At 57.8% G+C, this 15,817-nt stretch carries 17 protein-coding genes; 12 read left to right on the top strand and 5 right to left on the bottom strand.

Features of this window, described 5'->3' with window-relative positions; translation table 11 throughout:
* Window positions 1-798 precede the first annotated feature (798 nt).
* The 4 genes from AC1DVF_RS27130 (at window position 799) to AC1DVF_RS27115 (ending at window position 2,221) form a co-directional block, all read left to right on the top strand.
* Entirely contained in the window at window positions 799-1,161 is a 363-nt protein-coding gene (locus AC1DVF_RS27130) for a DUF6124 family protein (RefSeq protein WP_477783441.1), read from the top strand.
* 228 nt (window positions 1,162-1,389) lie between these two features.
* A complete protein-coding gene (locus AC1DVF_RS27125; protein ID WP_093430676.1) occupies window positions 1,390-1,695 on the top strand; it encodes a hypothetical protein in 306 nt (101 codons plus the stop codon).
* A 111-nt stretch (window positions 1,696-1,806) separates the two neighbouring features.
* Window positions 1,807-2,046: a hypothetical protein gene (locus AC1DVF_RS27120; RefSeq protein WP_038362870.1), complete on the top strand. Its 240-nt coding sequence runs from the start codon at window positions 1,807-1,809 to the stop codon at window positions 2,044-2,046.
* A 19-nt stretch (window positions 2,047-2,065) separates the two neighbouring features.
* The gene (locus AC1DVF_RS27115; RefSeq protein ID WP_257358679.1) at window positions 2,066-2,221 is read left to right on the top strand and encodes a hypothetical protein; all 156 of its coding nucleotides are present in this window, start codon (window positions 2,066-2,068) and stop codon (window positions 2,219-2,221) included.
* 139 nt (window positions 2,222-2,360) lie between these two features.
* Here the strand turns inward: AC1DVF_RS27115 and AC1DVF_RS27110 are convergent, their stop codons facing one another.
* From AC1DVF_RS27110 to norR, 5 genes are all read right to left on the bottom strand, one after another.
* Window positions 2,361-3,107: a YkgJ family cysteine cluster protein gene (locus AC1DVF_RS27110; protein ID WP_477783440.1), complete on the bottom strand. Its 747-nt coding sequence runs from the start codon at window positions 3,105-3,107 to the stop codon at window positions 2,361-2,363.
* Between the two features lie 83 nt (window positions 3,108-3,190).
* Window positions 3,191-3,517 (bottom strand): hypothetical protein, encoded by a 327-nt coding sequence (locus tag AC1DVF_RS27105; protein ID WP_099757132.1) that lies wholly within the window; start codon window positions 3,515-3,517, stop codon window positions 3,191-3,193.
* Between the two features lie 148 nt (window positions 3,518-3,665).
* Window positions 3,666-4,133 carry a GNAT family N-acetyltransferase gene (locus AC1DVF_RS27100; RefSeq protein WP_477783439.1) on the bottom strand — a complete coding sequence of 156 codons (468 nt, stop codon included), beginning with the start codon at window positions 4,131-4,133 and terminating at the stop codon, window positions 3,666-3,668.
* Window positions 4,134-4,160: 27 nt separating this feature from the next.
* Entirely contained in the window at window positions 4,161-5,063 is a 903-nt protein-coding gene (locus tag AC1DVF_RS27095; protein ID WP_008084803.1) for a chemotaxis protein CheV, read from the bottom strand.
* 326 nt (window positions 5,064-5,389) lie between these two features.
* Window positions 5,390-6,949, bottom strand: coding sequence for a nitric oxide reductase transcriptional regulator NorR (gene norR / locus AC1DVF_RS27090; protein WP_477783438.1), 1,560 nt, complete (start codon window positions 6,947-6,949; stop codon window positions 5,390-5,392).
* A gap of 164 nt (window positions 6,950-7,113) precedes the next feature.
* On the opposite strand from norR, the gene hmpA reads away from it, so the two are divergent.
* The 8 genes from hmpA (at window position 7,114) to AC1DVF_RS27050 (ending at window position 15,617) form a co-directional block, all read left to right on the top strand.
* Entirely contained in the window at window positions 7,114-8,295 is a 1,182-nt protein-coding gene (gene hmpA / locus AC1DVF_RS27085) for an NO-inducible flavohemoprotein (protein WP_320336355.1), read from the top strand.
* A gap of 235 nt (window positions 8,296-8,530) precedes the next feature.
* Complete coding sequence (locus AC1DVF_RS27080) at window positions 8,531-9,040, top strand: disulfide bond formation protein B (protein ID WP_025109264.1); 510 nt, start codon at window positions 8,531-8,533, stop codon at window positions 9,038-9,040.
* Window positions 9,041-9,883: 843 nt separating this feature from the next.
* On the top strand, window positions 9,884-10,825 hold the full coding sequence (gene cyoA, locus AC1DVF_RS27075; protein ID WP_007916947.1) for a ubiquinol oxidase subunit II: 942 nt from the start codon (window positions 9,884-9,886) through the stop codon (window positions 10,823-10,825).
* A gap of 3 nt (window positions 10,826-10,828) precedes the next feature.
* Complete coding sequence (cyoB, locus tag AC1DVF_RS27070; protein ID WP_007916945.1) at window positions 10,829-12,859, top strand: cytochrome o ubiquinol oxidase subunit I; 2,031 nt, start codon at window positions 10,829-10,831, stop codon at window positions 12,857-12,859.
* 3 nt (window positions 12,860-12,862) lie between these two features.
* Entirely contained in the window at window positions 12,863-13,486 is a 624-nt protein-coding gene (gene cyoC, locus AC1DVF_RS27065; protein ID WP_034156084.1) for a cytochrome o ubiquinol oxidase subunit III, read from the top strand.
* The gene (cyoD, locus tag AC1DVF_RS27060; RefSeq protein ID WP_007916940.1) at window positions 13,486-13,821 is read left to right on the top strand and encodes a cytochrome o ubiquinol oxidase subunit IV; all 336 of its coding nucleotides are present in this window, start codon (window positions 13,486-13,488) and stop codon (window positions 13,819-13,821) included. The genes cyoC and cyoD overlap by 1 nt, the downstream gene beginning before the upstream one ends.
* An 11-nt stretch (window positions 13,822-13,832) precedes the next feature.
* Window positions 13,833-14,720: a heme o synthase gene (gene cyoE, locus AC1DVF_RS27055; protein ID WP_007916939.1), complete on the top strand. Its 888-nt coding sequence runs from the start codon at window positions 13,833-13,835 to the stop codon at window positions 14,718-14,720.
* Between the two features lie 405 nt (window positions 14,721-15,125).
* A complete protein-coding gene (locus AC1DVF_RS27050) occupies window positions 15,126-15,617 on the top strand; it encodes a RidA family protein (RefSeq protein ID WP_123420133.1) in 492 nt (163 codons plus the stop codon).
* Window positions 15,618-15,817 lie beyond the last annotated feature (200 nt).

Raw genomic sequence — 15,817 nt, 5'->3', positions numbered from 1 at the left:
AGGAGAGGGAGCCGATTTGTGGGCCTTTCAGAATCTGAGTTCAACGCGGAATTGCACGTCGGCGTATCTCTTCCAGTCCACGCGGTCAGTTCCCTCTCCCTCCGGGAGAGGGCTAGGGTGAGGGGCTTTTGATCTGTTTCAGAATCTGCGTTCAGCTCGGTATTTCACGTCGGCGTACTTCGTCCAAACACCACGGTCAGTCCCCTCTCCCTCCGGGAGAGGGTTAGGGTGAGGGGCTTTTGATCTGTTTCAGAATCTGAGTTCGACCCGGTATTTCACGTCGGCGTGCTTCTACCAAACACCACGGTCAGTCCCCTCTACCTCCGGGGGAGGGCCAGGGTGRGGGGCTTTTGATCTGTTTCAAAACCTGAGTTCAACACGGTATCGCACGTCGGCGTAGCTCTGCCAAACACCTCGGTCAGTCCCCTCTCCCTTTGGGAGAGGGCTAGGGTGAGGGTTGGCTTTTGGCTGTTTAAATTTGTGTCAAATAACCAGAACCTTCCCACAAGGTTTTCAGGTTGTCCGTCGGACGTGCGCTCTCTAGTCTTTGGCTGTCGCCGAAAACTCGGTGATCGGGTGTGAGAACCCGGGCTAAGTATTATTCCAATACCAGTACCGTCATAATCGGCGCCAGCTGATTGCTGCCTGCATTTTTATGGCGGCTATGTACGGGCGGACTTCGGTCCGGCCGGAGGTTTTACTGGTCCTTGCCCGGTTTCTCACCCCGTACGTAGCTGCCACCCAATTCGCCGCGTGAGAAACGGTAATTGTTGGCTCCAATCAGTGAGGACTGAGTAAATGACTAAGCCCGTACCCGATCCACCCAACGATCCCACCACCCCACTCGAAGACGCCATCCGCGCCGACGACCAGATCAAAACCCGCGAAGCCATCAAGCGCGCGCTCGATTTCTACCTTTGCCCCGAACCGGTCAAACCGCGTCAGCCCAGTACGATGTTCCTCATTCACCCGAACATCGATACCGAAAGCCTGCTTGCCCACGCCTGCGAATCGCTGGCTTCAGCCAATGTCATGGCCGGTGATCTGGCCGATCAGCTCAGTCGCCCGCAGCGCAGTACGGCGCTGGCGATCCAGCAGATCGTCATGCTCGCCGAGCTGGCGGTAAACCGGGCGCTGGATCGGGTTGATCCGCAGGGTTGAACACCGCGTCATCGTTCATCGCCAGCAGGCTGGCTCCCACAGTTAAAACGCATTCCAATTGTAGGAGTGAGCCTGCTCGCGATGGCGGTATAACGGTCCCAAAAAGGGACCGATCAGTCCCTATTCGGGACCCATTTGCCAACTATGCTTCTCAAGATCCGTCCCAGCACGCGGATAACATGGTGTAGCCCGGGTTCTCTGGGCCGCTCACCCCGGGAGTGTCTTGAAATGCAGCTGAAAACCGCTCTGCCGTATGTGCTTCTCTTGCTTCCACTCACAGCGTTCGCCGCGCCGGCCAGTCAATCCGGTGAGATCCGCTTCACCGGGCAAATCGTTGATTCGGGCTGTCAGGTCGGGCCGGTCGGGGCGTTTGTTGCTCGTGAGTCTCGCCAGATTGAAATCAAGCCCGGCGTGAAAGTCGATGTCGACACTGAGCGCAACGCCTGTAGCCATCAGTCGCTGCCGATTTCCATGCGCTATGAAGCGCTGAAGACCTCGGCCGACAAAGGCATCGTCACCATCACCTACCTGTAAACCGTTCGGCGTGCGCTGCAAATCTTCAGGTGCCGAGCCATGGCGCACAGGTATACTGCGCGCCTTCGCGGCTCACTGATCGGGCCCGACTTTTTGCTTTCCGGAGCTTTTATGACTTCCCCGACCCTGCCGCCGGTTGACGACGCTGTGAGCGATGTCTCGGCTGAACTGGCCGATACCAGCGAAACCAAAGCCGATATCCCGGCGTTCAAATTTCCGTTCAAACCGGGCGAACTAGCTTCTGCCAAAGGCTCGAACCAGCCGTGGTACAAGAACGGCGCCAAGAACGGCCACACCAAGACCCCGGGCATGGCGCCGCCGGGCACCCGTCGTTCGATGGGCAAGCGCTGAGTTTTATTCGCGCTATCCCATGAAGATCAATCTCCCGGTGACCGGTCGCAACGTCGATGTGGCGCTGGATGAGGGGCGGCAGAGTCAGCGCAACTCCGAGGACGTGGCGGGGTTGGCCGGTGATTTAAGGTTGCTGGCGCGGGAGTTCTGGGCGCGGCGGCAGATCCGCGATTGAGATTGTCCGGGCCGGCGTCTTTGCGAGCAAGCTCGCTCCCACAGGTTTTTCAGTCGTTCATAAAATTCGTGCACGACACAATCTCTGTGGGAGCGAGCTTGCTCGCGAAGAGGCCCGGATAGGCGCTTAAGAATCTGGATCAAGCCGCGCGCAGCGAGATAAACGCATACGTCTGCGCCGGCTCAGTCACCACCTGTGCCCCGGCCGCCAGCACTTGCCCGGCAACATCATCCCCGGACACATGAAACACCCACTCACTCGGAGTCGTCAGCGGTTGCGCGGTGACCTGATCAATCACCGAAGCAAAAGCACTCATATTCGGCAAGTACGCAGTAAACCCGTCTCCCTTCAGCGCTGTGGTGCGAATCCCGAGCATCGCGCAAATCGCGTCCTTGATGCCGATGTCATCCCGATCGGCCTGGCGCGAGCGCTGAATCAACTCCACCAGTTCCTGATCCACCAACTCACCGCCGGCAATCAACACCGGCCCCTGTTGCCAGGACTCCGGCGGACAATCCTTGGCGGCAGGGTTGAGCGGGATATGCGGATTGATTTCTGCCGGATAAATGCGGCACACCAACGGCCGTCGCTCGTAGATCCGGCACAACTTGTCTTCGTCAAGATTCCGACAGGGGCCGACGTTGTACGCGGCGAAAGTGATCGCCACATGGGCGTCTGCCGCGCCGCTGCGAACGAGCGCTGAGCGCCGTTCGGCATGTTCCCGCTGCTGCGCCGGCAAACCCAGGCCATTACCGAGAAATGCCTCGACCAGCACGATCACCTGACCGCCATCCGCCGCCCACATGCGGGCTTCGGTCAGGGTCAGCGGGACATGGTGATCGGTGCAGCATTTGCCGCAGCCTACGCAGGAAAACGTCGTATTCATTGAGCGATCTGTCTTCAATCAGGGTGTGAAACGGTGGCGGAAAACCACCGCACAGAACTGGATCGAAGCAAGTTATGCGCCATTCACTTGGTTTTAACGGGCGGGCGGATCGAATCCCACTCGGTGACGAAGGCGGTTTTCGACTGTTTGTTGTACAGACACAGTTCGGTGCCTTGCTGACCTTTCATGTGTTTCTGCGGGTATTGGCCTTGCAGCAACACGGCGGTGTAGCCGACGCGGTCATCGAATTGTGCGGGGGTGCCGACCGGTTTGGCGTTTTTCAGGCCGCTGGCTTTGCTGCAACTGGCGAGTACGGTTTTGTCGTAGGCGGCCCAGGCGTCGGGGCTGGAGGCGTGCGCCTGGGAGGCGAGGGCGGTGAGGCAGAGCAGGCTTGCGGTGAAAGTTTTCATGGTGGGCGTCCTTGGTTTTGGGGGGGCCAAGGTTGGAGTGCGCCTGAGAAGGGAAGTTGCCTGTACTGGCCTCTTCGCGAGCAGGCTCGCTCCCACCGTTTGAAATGCATTCCAGGGTGGGAGCGAGCCTGCTCGCGAAGACGGTCGATCAGTCCGGCACCAGCTCGCGGCGGACCACATACATCCCGGCACTTTCATACAAGCGCTGCGCCCGCTGGTTGTCCTCCAGCACTTTCAGATCAACAAACCCTTCCCGGCGCTGCTGAAACACCTTGAATGCATTGAACAGCAACGCCCGGCCTAATCCTCGGCCCTGCATGCGCGGATGCACCACCAGATTTTTGATATACGAGCTGGTCCAGCATTGCGCCACGCCGACCACGCCTTCGCCATCACGGGCAATCAAACACAGGCTCGCATCGTATTCAGGATCGGTTTCCAACTGCTGCTGCCAAACGTCCAGCGCCGGCACTCGGCCGCCACCTTCGCGGTAGCCGAGTTGCATCAAGTCATGCACGTCCGCCGCCAGTTCGACGGAGTACGTACACAGTTCAATGCCTTGAGGCCAAAGCGCATCCGGCGCATCCGGCGCGTCCTTGCCCAGATCGCGCCGCATCAAAAAACAATACCTCTGGGCCAAGACTCAGTGCCCGTGGGCGGCGACGTGTTTGGCCGCTTCGATCAGGCAGTGGGTCAGTTCTGGAGAGGAGAACTTGGTCAGCACACCGTTCGCCCCGGCCAGGCGCGCTTTTTCGCTGTTCATCGCGCTGTCGAGCGAGGTGTGCAGCAGCACGTACAAATGGGCGAAGTCCGGAGTCTCGCGCAGGGTACGGGTGAAGGCGTAGCCGTCCATCTCGGACATTTCGATGTCGGAGACGATCAGGTTGATCTGCTGCGCCGTGCCTTGCAGGTCGAGCAGGCAGTCGATGGCTTCCTTGGCGCTGCGTGCGGTGTGGCATTGCAGGCCGAGGTTGCGCAGGGTGTGCACCGATTGCTGCAGCGCCACCTGGCTGTCGTCGACCACCAGGATGCGTGCGTTGCCGAGCACCTCGGCATCTTCCATGGTCAGGTCGGTCGGGGCCATTTCGATCTGCGCCGGGGCGATGCTGTGGATAACCTTTTCGATATCCAGCACCTGCACCAGCGTGCCGTCCACCGAGGTCACGCCGGTGATGTAGGCACGCGAGCCGCCGGAACCGAACGGCGGCGGTTTGATGTCGGTGGTCAGGCAGTGGACGATTTTGCTCACCGCTTGTACATGCAGGCCCTGCTTGGAGCGGCTGACGTCGGTGACGATCAGGCAGCCGCCGTTCGGGTCTTCCAGCGGGCGTTCGCCGATGGCGCGGCTGAGGTCGATCACCGACAGCGAAGCACCGCGCAGGGTGGCGATGCCTTTCACGTGCGGGTGCGACTCCGGCAGCTTGGTCAGCGGCGGGCAGGGGATGATTTCACTGACTTTCAGCAGGTTGATCGCCATCAGCTTGCCGCTGCGCAAGGTAAACAGCAGAAGCGAAAGTGAGTCTGCGCGGGCTTTGGTGGAGGACATATGAACCTTCTGTGGAAAGGTGGTGGGCGAGGGTGCAAATCGCCAAAAACTATTGATGCCGGGTTATCGGCGTTAAAGGGGTGGGCTTTAGGTTAGTTGTCGGGTGGTCGGCTTGAGTTGATCGCTGTTCTCTCTATCACTGCCCCTCACCCCAGCCCTCTCCCAGAGGTAGAGGGGGCCGACCGAGGTGTCTGGCGTTGTATATCGACCTGAACGACCGAGTCGATTATGGATTCGGTAAAGCAGATTCAGGTCTGCGTGTTTCTTAAGCATCCCCGGGTCGGTCCCCTCTCCCTCCGGGAGAGGGCTAGGGTGAGGGTGTGCTTTTAGCTCTTCATGCCTAGTCGTTTGGCCATACGCCCAAGATTCGCCCGATCCAACCCCAACTCCCGCGCCGCACTCGCCCAGTTATCCTGATTGCGTTCCAGCGCCGCACTGATCAAGCGCCGCTGATACTGCTCGGTCGCACTGCGCAGATCCCCGCTGATCAGCGGTATCTCAGCCACAACTCCGGCAACCGCCTCAACCGAGTTATCCACAACCTCGCGCGGTAAATCCAGATCCGCCGCGCTCAAACTGAGAATCTTCGGCCGCACCTTGCAGTTGCCCAGCGCCTTCAACGCACTGCGCCCGATCAAGTGTTCCAGTTCACGCACATTGCCCGGCCACGTGTAGGCGAGCAACGCCTCCTGGGCGTCGCTGCTCAGGCGCAGGCTGTTGAGACCCATGCGTGAACGGTTCTGCTCAAGAAAGAAGCCGCTGAGCAACAACACATCGCGGCCACGATCACGCAGCGCCGGCACGCGCAACGGGTAGACGCTGAGGCGATGGTAGAAGTCGGCACGATAGCGACCGCTGCGCACTTCTTCGGCGAGGTCGCGGTTGGTCGCTGCAATCAGACGCACATCGACCTGATGCTCCTTGTCCGACCCCAAACGCTGCAACTGACCGCTCTGCAAAACGCGCAATAATTTCGCCTGCACGGTCAGCGATAACTCGCCGACTTCATCGAGAAACAGCGTGCCGCCATTGGCCAGTTCGAACTTGCCGCGTCGATCGCTGGTGGCGCCGGTGAAGGCACCGCGCACGTGGCCGAACAGTTCGCTTTCTACCAGCGTGTCGGGCAGCGCGGCGCAGTTGAGGCTGATGATTGGTTTTTCGGCACGGGGCGAGGCGGCGTGAATCGCTTGGGCGACCAGTTCTTTGCCGACGCCGGTTTCCCCGGTAATCAACACCGTCAGATCGCTGCCGCCGACCAGATTGATTTCCTCCACCAGTTTTTTCAGCGCCTTGCTCTGGCCGATCATTTCGCGGTTCTGCTGGCCGCTGGCCTGACGATAAACCTCGGCGCGCTGGTGCTCGTCTTCTGCGCGATTGGCCAGACGTTCTATACGTTCGGCGGCGTTGACCGTGGCCGAGGCGAGGCTGGCGAAGGCTTGCAGGGCGTCGAGTTCGATCGGTTCGAAACGCTCGGGGTCGAGAGCGTCGAGGGTGATCAGGCCCCAGAGTTTTTCATCGACAAATAAAGGACAGCCGAGGCAATCGTGAACCTCCAGATGCTCGTCGAGTCCGTCGACGAGACCGTCATAAGGATCGGGCAAGTCGCTGTCGGCGGCGAAGCGCGTGGGTTCGGCTCCGCTGAGGAGAATTTCGAAACGCGGGTGCTCGCTGACTTTGAAGCGCCGACCGAGGGTGTCCGTACTTAAACCGTCCACGGCCAGCGGCACCAGCGATTCGCCGTCGAGGCGCAACAATGCAGCGGCATCGCAGGGCAGCAGGGCGCGCATGGCTTCGAGCAGGCGTCGATAACGCTCGCCCTCGGGCAGTTCGCGGGACAAATCGGAAACTAAGGGCAACAGGGCGGTGAGCAGGGATTTGGCGGTCATGGTCTTGTAGTCAAAGAGACAAGATGTAGTCGGGATGACTATAAAGGCCTTTGGGTCGTTATGACTACATAGTTATTAAGTTATTGATTTATTTGAAAAAATAAATTGGCACGGAATCTGATAACCCTAAGGTAACTTTTCAAAGAAGCTCAGGAGTCAACCTTATGCTTAGCGTTCAGGATCGTGCCATCGTCAAATCCACCGTGCCTCTGCTGGAAAGCGGCGGTGAAGCGCTGATCACTCACTTCTACCGCATGATGCTCGCCGAATACCCTGAAGTCCGCCCGCTGTTCAACCAGGCGCACCAGGCCAGCGGTGATCAACCGCGCGCCTTGGCCAACGGCGTGTTGATGTACGCGCGGCACATCGATCAGCTCGACCAGTTGGGTGATCTGGTGGCGAAGATCATCAACAAGCACGTTGCCTTGCAGATTCTTCCGGAGCATTACCCGATTGTCGGTGCCTGTCTGCTCCGCGCTATTTCCGAAGTGCTCGGCGAAGAGATTGCCACGCCAGAAGTGATGAGCGCCTGGGGCGCGGCGTACGGTCAACTGGCGGACATTCTGATCGGCGCCGAAACCGCGATCTATGACCAGAAAGAACAAGCCGTCGGCGGCTGGCGCGGGGCGCGTGAGTTCATCGTCGCGGCCAGGGTCGAGGAGAGCGCGGAAATCATTTCGTTCTACTTTGAGCCGGCAGACAAAGGCCCGATTCTCGCGGCCGAACCGGGTCAATACATCGGCATGAAGCTGATCCTTGATGGCGAAGAAATCCGCCGCAACTACTCGCTGTCGGCACTGGCGAACAACGGTCAGTACCGCATCAGCGTCAAACGCGAACCGGGTGGTCGTGCGTCCAATCATTTGCACGATCAATTGCAGGTCGGCGCGAGCATTCAGCTGTTCCCGCCTTCGGGTGAGTTCACCTTGACCGCGAGCGACAAGCCATTGGTGTTGATCAGCGGCGGCGTCGGCATCACGCCGACTCTGGCGATGCTGGAAGCGGCGCTGGAAACCGAGCGTCCGGTGCACTTTATCCACTGCGCGCGCAATGGCAGCGTGCATGCGTTCCGCGACTGGATTGATGAACTGGCTGAACGTCATCCGCAACTCAAGCGTTTTTATTGCTACGCCGAGGATGACGGTGTGAGTCCGGCAGCGGACAAGGTCGGGATCCTGGATCAGGCACAGCTTGGCGAGTGGTTGCCGCAGCAGCGTGATGTGGATGCTTACTTCCTTGGGCCGAAGGGTTTCATGGGGGCGATCAAGCGTCATCTGAAGGCGCTGGGTGTGCCGGAGAAACAAAGCCGTTATGAGTTCTTCGGGCCGGCTTCGGCTTTGGAATGATTTAAGACCGAGTCGCCACCTTCGCGAGCAAGCTCGCTCCCACAGGATTTGTGTTTGACGCAAATTCAAAGTGGGAGCGAGCTTGCTCGCGAAGGCCGTTATGCGGTCTGAATTTGTGAAACATGATCCAAGGTTAATCGTTTCTTAACCGCTTTATCGTTTATTCCCCCGGTGTAGACTTGCGACAACCTTCAGCCGCGAGCCGGTTGAACCATGGACATAAAAGGGAAACGCGATGAGCGAGGAAACGATTCGGTTGGGCCGTGAGCGGCGCTTTCTGGTGCTGTTGGGGATCATCTGCCTGGCGCTGATCGGTGGCGCTCTATATATGCAGATCGTGCTCGGCGAAGCGCCGTGCCCGCTGTGCATCTTGCAGCGCTATGCGTTGCTGCTGATCGCGCTGTTCGCGTTCATCGGCGCGGCCATGCGCACCCGTCGCAGCATCACCGTGTTCGAGGTGCTGGTGGTGATTTGTGCGATTGCCGGGGCCGGTGTGGCCGGGCATCACGTGTACACCCAGTTCTATCCGGCGGTGAGTTGCGGCATCGATGTGCTGCAGCCGATTGTCGATGATCTGCCGCTGGCGAAGATCTTCCCGCTGGGCTTCCAGGTTGACGGTTTCTGCTCGACGCCGTACCCGCCGATCCTTGGCTTGTCGTTGGCACAATGGGCACTGGTGGCGTTCGTGCTGGTGGTGATCCTGGTGCCGCTGCTGACCTCGCGTAACCGAAAAGCACTGCGCTGAGTCAACTAATCGGCTGTCTGGCCGATACAGAAAACGCCTCGATTTGCGGATCAGCCAATCGGGGCGTTTTGCTTTTCACGGTGTTTGTGAAAACACCGTGACGGGTGGCAAGGAAGGGTGTGGCAAGTGTGCGACATGTTGTCACACGCGCCATGTCGCAGGGCCATTGAGTGACGCGGAATCGGCCGTTGTTACAAAAAAGGATTGGTCAGTTTCGGGGTTTTTCGGCTTTAGCACGCGAGTGCCAGAGCAGGCAGTTTTAACAAGCGCGGGTATATGGCCAAAAGCCTTGGGTTATCGGGCTTTGCGCTGTTCCAGCGTTCGGAAATAGCCTTCGGAGCTGTCTGAACTGACGCGGGTACACCTACATTTTTTGGTGTTTTTGTTGAGAATCTATTTCGATAACATGTGGAACTTTTGCAAAAATGGCGATGCATTGTTGCTCGAACGGATAAAAATTATTTCGGGATAAGACATGGTGTATAGGGCGCTACCTATCTACAATCGCCCGCACTGAATTCCCGGCACTGTTCAGCCTTTATTAAGGAACGCTTTTTTATTAAGGCGCTGCGCAGAAAGTCGGGTGTCGAGTGAGTCGAAAGGCTTTCAAGACACCCAGGTGTCGGTGCCTTCCAACTTTCCGCACCAAATGGAATTGGTCTGTAACAAGGCCTTTGACCACGAATTCGAATAAGAACTGACCGCTGTCCCAGGTTTTGTCGAGCGTCTGACGCGCGACGGGCGGCCCTTATTCAATCCAAAGAAAATGCCAACCCTTGGCAGGGTGAAGTGTTGGCGATCAAAACCCAACTGCATTGCGCAAGCTGCTTTAGAGGTCGTGAGATGAGTAAAAACAGGTACCCCAGATTACTAGGCCTAGTGCCGCTGCTCGGCACGTTGTTGCTGGGAGGCTGCAACATGACCTTGCTCAATCCAACGGGCCAGGTTGGCCTGGAACAGCGAAACCTGATCATCACCGCGACCCTGCTGATGCTGTTGGTCGTTGTGCCGGTTATCGTCATGACCTTCCTGTTCGCCTGGAAGTACCGCGCGTCGAACAAGAACGCCGTCTACACCCCGAAATGGTCGCACTCGACCAAAATCGAAGTGGCAGTCTGGACCATCCCGGTCCTGATCATCATTGCCCTGGGTTACATCACCTACATTTCGACCCACGAACTGGACCCGTATCGTCCGATTCAATCCGACGTCAAGCCAGTGACCATCGAAGTCGTTGCGCTGGACTGGAAGTGGCTGTTCATCTACCCGGAACAAGGCATCGCCACGGTCAACAAGATCGTGTTCCCGGCGCACACGCCAATCAACTTCAAGATCACCTCTGACGCTGTGATGAACTCGTTCTTCATCCCGGGTCTGGGCGGCCAGATCTACGCGATGGCGGGCATGCAGACCAAGCTGCACCTGATCGCTGACCGTAACGCTGAAATGGACGGTATCTCCGCCAACTACAGCGGCGCGGGTTTCACCGGTATGAAATTCAAGGCTATCTCCACCACTCAGGAAGATTTCGACGCCTGGGTAAGTGAAGTCAAGAAGTCACCTAAACAGCTTGATCAAGCTGAATACGCGGCCCTTGCCAAACCGAGCCAGAACAACCCAGTCGAGCTCTACTCCTCGGTCACGCCGAACCAGTTCCAGATCATCGTCGACAAGTACGAAGGTATGAAGCCGGGCAAGCCGCTGAAGCACGAGAAGAAAGAGAAAGAAGTGGCGGCCACGGAAATTGACTCGAGTTCGCATTCAGCTGCCGGGGCAGAGGAGTAAACGATGTTTGGTAAATTAAGTTGGGAAGCAGTCCCATTCCACGAGCCGATCGTGATGGTGACCATCGCCATGATCGCCCTCGGTGGTCTGGCGCTGTTCGCTGCAATCACCTACTTCAAGAAGTGGACCTACTTGTGGACCGAGTGGCTGACTTCGGTTGACCACAAGAAAATCGGCGTGATGTACATCATCGTCGCCATGGTCATGCTGCTGCGCGGTTTTGCCGACGCCATCATGATGCGTACCCAGTTGGCCATGGCCACCGAGGGTTCGCCTGGCTACCTGCCACCTGAACACTATGACCAGATCTTCACCGCTCACGGTGTGATCATGATCATCTTCATGGCGATGCCATTCTTCACCGGCCTGATGAACCTTGCAGTGCCGCTGCAGATCGGCGCGCGTGACGTTGCGTTCCCGTTCCTGAACTCCCTGAGCTTCTGGCTGCTGGTATCCGGCGTAGTGCTGATCAACCTGTCCCTGGGCGTCGGCGAATTCGCCAAGACCGGTTGGGTTGCCTATCCACCACTGTCGGGTCTGCAATACAGCCCTGGCGTGGGCATGGACTACTACATCTGGGCGCTACAGCTATCCGGGTTAGGTACGACGCTAACGGGGGTTAACTTCCTCGCGACCGTACTGAAAATGCGTACCCCTGGCATGAAACTGATGGACATGCCGATCTTCACCTGGACCTGCACCTGGGCAAACGTTCTGATCGTGGCTTCGTTCCCGATCCTGACCGCTACCCTGGCACTGCTGACCCTTGACCGTTACATGGATTTCCACATTTTCACCAATGAACTTGGTGGCAATCCAATGATGTACGTCAACCTGTTCTGGGCCTGGGGCCACCCTGAGGTTTACATCCTGATCCTGCCGGCATTCGGCATCTTCTCGGAAGTGATCTCGGCGTTCACCGGCAAGAAACTGTTCGGCCACCACTCGATGATCTACGCCTCGGGCGCGATCTCGGTACTGGGCTTCATGGTTTGGCTGCACCACTTCTTCACCATGGGTTCGGGTGCCAGCGTCAACGCCTTCTTCGGTCTGGCGACGATGCTGATTTCCATCCCGACGGGTGTGAAGCTATTCAACTGGCTGTTCACCATCTACCAGGGCCGTCTGCGCTTCACCAGCCAGGTTCTGTGGACTCTGGGCTTCATGGTRACCTTCGCCATCGGCGGCATGACCGGCGTACTGCTGGCCATCCCGGGTGCTGACTTCGTTCTGCACAACAGCCTGTTCGTGATCGCGCACTTCCACAACGTGATCATCGGCGGTGCGGTATTCGGTTACATCGCTGGTTTCGCGTTCTACTTCCCCAAAGCGTTCGGCTTCAAGCTGCACGAAGGCTGGGGTAAAGCAGCGTTCTGGTTCTGGATCTCGGGCTTCTTTGTCGCGTTCATGCCGCTCTATGCACTGGGCTTCATGGGCATGACCCGTCGTCTGAACGCCACCACCAACCCTGAGTGGGTACCGTACCTGTACGTTGCCATGTTCGGTGCGGTGATGATCGCTGTCGGTATCGCCTGCCAGCTGATCCAGCTGTACGTCAGTGTGCGCGACCGCAACAAGCCAGAGAACGTTTGCGATCACGGTGACCCGTGGAATGCACACACTCTGGAATGGTCGACCTCGTCGCCACCTCCGTTCTACAACTTTGCTGTGCTGCCTAAGGCTGACTGCATCGACCCGTTCACCGAAGCCAAGGAAAACGGTACTGCGTACCAGCGTCCGGCCAAGTACGAGCCGATCCACATGCCGAACAACACCGCCACTGGCGTGGTGATGGGCGCACTGTTGACCGTCTTCGGTTTCGCGATGATCTGGCACATCTGGTGGTTGGCGATCGCCAGCCTGGCCGGCACCGTCATCTACTTCGTGATCCACGCTGCACGTGACGACCAGGGCTATATGGTTCCGGTTGAAACGATCGAGCGTATCGAAGCCGAGCAGCACAAGCGTCTGGTCGCGGCAGGGAAAATCCCGGCCGGTGCCACCCGTGTTGAAACCTCGTTGGAACAGGCTTAAACCATGTCGAACTTAGTGACCAATGTTGGACACGCCCATGGTGACCATGGGCACGATGACCATCACCACGACTCGGGCGAGATGACCGTATACGGTTTCTGGCTCTACCTGATGACCGACTGCATTCTGTTTGCGTCGATCTTCGCGGTGTACGCAGTACTGGTAAACAACGTTGCCGGTGGCCCGTCGGGCCACGACATCTTCGAACTGCCATATGTGCTGGGCGAAACCGCTCTGCTGTTGTTCAGTTCGATCACCTACGGCTTCGCCATGCTGGCGTTGTTCAAAGGCAAGAAGCAGCAGGTTCTGGGTTGGTTGTTCATGACCTTCCTGCTGGGCGCAGGCTTTATCGCCATGGAGATCAACGAGTTCCACCTGCTGATCTCCGAGGGCTTCGGTCCTAGCCGTTCGGGCTTCCTGTCCGCGTTCTTCACCCTGGTCGGTACCCACGGTCTGCACGTATCTGCGGGTCTGATCTGGATGGGCATCATGATGTACCAGGTCAACAAGCACGGCCTGACGGCGACCAACAAGACCCGTCTGAGCTGCCTGAGCCTGTTCTGGCACTTCCTGGACGTGGTGTGGATCTGCGTATTCACCGTTGTTTACCTGATGGGGACTCTGTAATGGCTAATGCACACTCCCATGACAGCCATGATGCTGGCCACGGCAGCGTAAAGTCGTACGCCATTGGCTTCATCCTGTCGGTGATCCTGACCGTGATTCCATTCGGTCTGGTGATGTACCCGAGCCTGCCGAAGGCCACCACGCTGGCAATCGTTCTGCTGTTCGCAGTAATCCAGGTGATTGTTCACCTGTATTACTTCCTGCACCTGGACCGCTCCATTGCTCAGCGTAACAACGTGATCGCGTTTGTCTTTACGGCCATTGTGATCGTGCTGCTGGTTGGCCTGTCGTTGTGGATCATGTTCAGCATCCACACCTACATGATGGCGAAGTGAGGTAAGACCCGATGTCGCTCAAGCACTTTATCCAAATCACCAAACCGGGGATCATTTTCGGTAACGTGCTTTCTGTGGCAGGCGGGTTTTTCCTGGCCTCGAAAGGGCATGTGGATCTGGCGGTGTTTCTGGCTGCCATGATCGGTACATCCCTGGTTGTTGCCTCCGGTTGCGTGTTCAACAACTGCATCGACCGCGACATCGACCTGAAGATGGAACGCACTAAAAACCGGGTGCTGGTGCAGGGCTTGATCTCCCTGAAACTGGCACTGGTCTACGCGACCATCCTTGGTGTTCTCGGCGTTGCGTTGTTGTACAAGGTGGCCAACCCGTTGGCCGCTTTGTTCGCGGTGATCGGCTTCATCATCTACGTCGGCTTCTACAGCCTGTACCTCAAGCGCAAGTCGGTTCACGGCACGCTGGTGGGCAGTCTGTCGGGCGCCATGCCGCCAGTGATCGGTTACGTTGCCGTAACCAACAGCTTCGACATGGCCGCGCTGACGTTGCTGGTGATGTTCAGCCTGTGGCAGATGCCGCATTCCTACGCCATCGCGATCTTCCGCTTCAACGATTACCTGGCCGCATCGATTCCGGTGTTGCCAGTGAAGCGCGGGATCCAAGTGGCCAAGAAGCACATCCTGCTCTACATCCTGGCGTTCCTCGTAGCGACCTTGATGCTGACCTTCAGCGGTTACGCTGGCATGAGCTATCTCGCGGTGGCTGCGGCCATGGGCATGTACTGGTTGTACATGGCCTGGACCGGCTACAAGGCAGTGGATGACACGGTCTGGGCACGCAAGCTGTTCGTGTTCTCGATCTTCACCATCACTGCGTTGAGCGTCATGATGTCCCTGGACTTCAAGGTGCCTGCAGAGTTGCTGCTGACGTACGCGCCGTAAGGTTCGAGGCTTGAAGAAGAACCCCGCACATTGAGAGATGTGCGGGGTTTTTTGTTGGGTGCTATTCAAGGTTGAGCGTGTCTTTGGGAAACGACTGTCTGCTTATAAAGAGATTTCCTACCTTCAGAAAACTTTTCATTAGTTAGGATCCCAGGGGCTATTTTCTAATGGGGCAGGTTTGGATGAAAAAGCGCGATCTGTTTGCGGAGTTAATGCAGGGCGTCGCAGAGATGGCGGCTCACCGTGAAAATGTGGCGAAGGATGCCTTAGCGGCCGGTTGCTATCACTTCGTGAAACACCTAGATTTGGATCCAACTATGTCGATGGCCTGCCACAAATCGAATCTCCGGCAATCATCTGTCTTAACCTGCGGTTCTTCATGCACTGATCATAAGGCTGGGCGAAATGACTGAGAGGATGACCTGCGACGAGCGTTTTATTGCCCTGGCCCAAGAGCTGAACTACGACATTTATGGTGAGAACACCGCCGGCGGCAATTACGCGCCGCTGATCCGTCATCATGATGAGCTGTACATCAGCGGCATGGTGCCGCGCACTAACGGCAAGATTCAGTACCCGGGGCGTGTCGGCCTGGAGTTGAACCTCAAGGATGCGCAAGCCGCTGCGAGCATCAGTGCGATGCGTTGCCTGGCGCTGATCGTCGATGCCGTCGGTTCGCTGGACAAGATCAAAGCGTTGTTGCGGGTCACTGTTTACGTGAAGTCGACGCCGGACTTCGTTGACCTGAGTGAAGTGGCCAACGGTGCCTCGGACGTGTTCAGTCATGTACTCGGCGATGCCGGCCGGCACACGCGCACCACGGTCGGTGTGTATCAGTTACCGAAGAACGCGGCGATTGAAGTGGACATGATTGTAGCGTTGCACCCTTCGGCTTGAGGTTGGTTTAGCGGCTTGCCCTCACCCTAACCCTCTCCCGGAGGGAGAGGGGACTGACCGAGGTGTCTTGCGCTATACATCGACCTGAGAGGTCGAGGCGATTGTGGATTCGGTACCGCACTTTCATTTCGGCGAACTTCCACAATATCCGCAAATCGGCTCCCTCTCCCTCAGGAGAGGGGACTGACCGAGGTGTCTTG

The sequence above is a fragment of the Pseudomonas sp. P4_D7 genome (genome assembly GCF_056401755.1).
Note: the sequence above shows the minus strand (reverse complement) of the source record. Positions and strands in the feature narration are given on the sequence as shown.

Coding starts and splice junctions, on each gene's coding strand:
- AC1DVF_RS27130 (WP_477783441.1), top strand. CDS start 799: ATGACTAAGCCCGTACCCGATCCACCCAACGATCCCACCACCCCACTC.
- AC1DVF_RS27125 (WP_093430676.1), top strand. CDS start 1,390: ATGCAGCTGAAAACCGCTCTGCCGTATGTGCTTCTCTTGCTTCCACTC.
- AC1DVF_RS27120 (WP_038362870.1), top strand. CDS start 1,807: ATGACTTCCCCGACCCTGCCGCCGGTTGACGACGCTGTGAGCGATGTC.
- AC1DVF_RS27115 (WP_257358679.1), top strand. CDS start 2,066: ATGAAGATCAATCTCCCGGTGACCGGTCGCAACGTCGATGTGGCGCTG.
- AC1DVF_RS27110 (WP_477783440.1), bottom strand. CDS start 3,107: ATGAATACGACGTTTTCCTGCGTAGGCTGCGGCAAATGCTGCACCGAT.
- AC1DVF_RS27105 (WP_099757132.1), bottom strand. CDS start 3,517: ATGAAAACTTTCACCGCAAGCCTGCTCTGCCTCACCGCCCTCGCCTCC.
- AC1DVF_RS27100 (WP_477783439.1), bottom strand. CDS start 4,133: ATGCGGCGCGATCTGGGCAAGGACGCGCCGGATGCGCCGGATGCGCTT.
- AC1DVF_RS27095 (WP_008084803.1), bottom strand. CDS start 5,063: ATGTCCTCCACCAAAGCCCGCGCAGACTCACTTTCGCTTCTGCTGTTT.
- norR (WP_477783438.1), bottom strand. CDS start 6,949: ATGACCGCCAAATCCCTGCTCACCGCCCTGTTGCCCTTAGTTTCCGAT.
- hmpA (WP_320336355.1), top strand. CDS start 7,114: ATGCTTAGCGTTCAGGATCGTGCCATCGTCAAATCCACCGTGCCTCTG.
- AC1DVF_RS27080 (WP_025109264.1), top strand. CDS start 8,531: ATGAGCGAGGAAACGATTCGGTTGGGCCGTGAGCGGCGCTTTCTGGTG.
- cyoA (WP_007916947.1), top strand. CDS start 9,884: ATGAGTAAAAACAGGTACCCCAGATTACTAGGCCTAGTGCCGCTGCTC.
- cyoC (WP_034156084.1), top strand. CDS start 12,863: ATGTCGAACTTAGTGACCAATGTTGGACACGCCCATGGTGACCATGGG.
- cyoD (WP_007916940.1), top strand. CDS start 13,486: ATGGCTAATGCACACTCCCATGACAGCCATGATGCTGGCCACGGCAGC.
- cyoE (WP_007916939.1), top strand. CDS start 13,833: ATGTCGCTCAAGCACTTTATCCAAATCACCAAACCGGGGATCATTTTC.
- AC1DVF_RS27050 (WP_123420133.1), top strand. CDS start 15,126: ATGACTGAGAGGATGACCTGCGACGAGCGTTTTATTGCCCTGGCCCAA.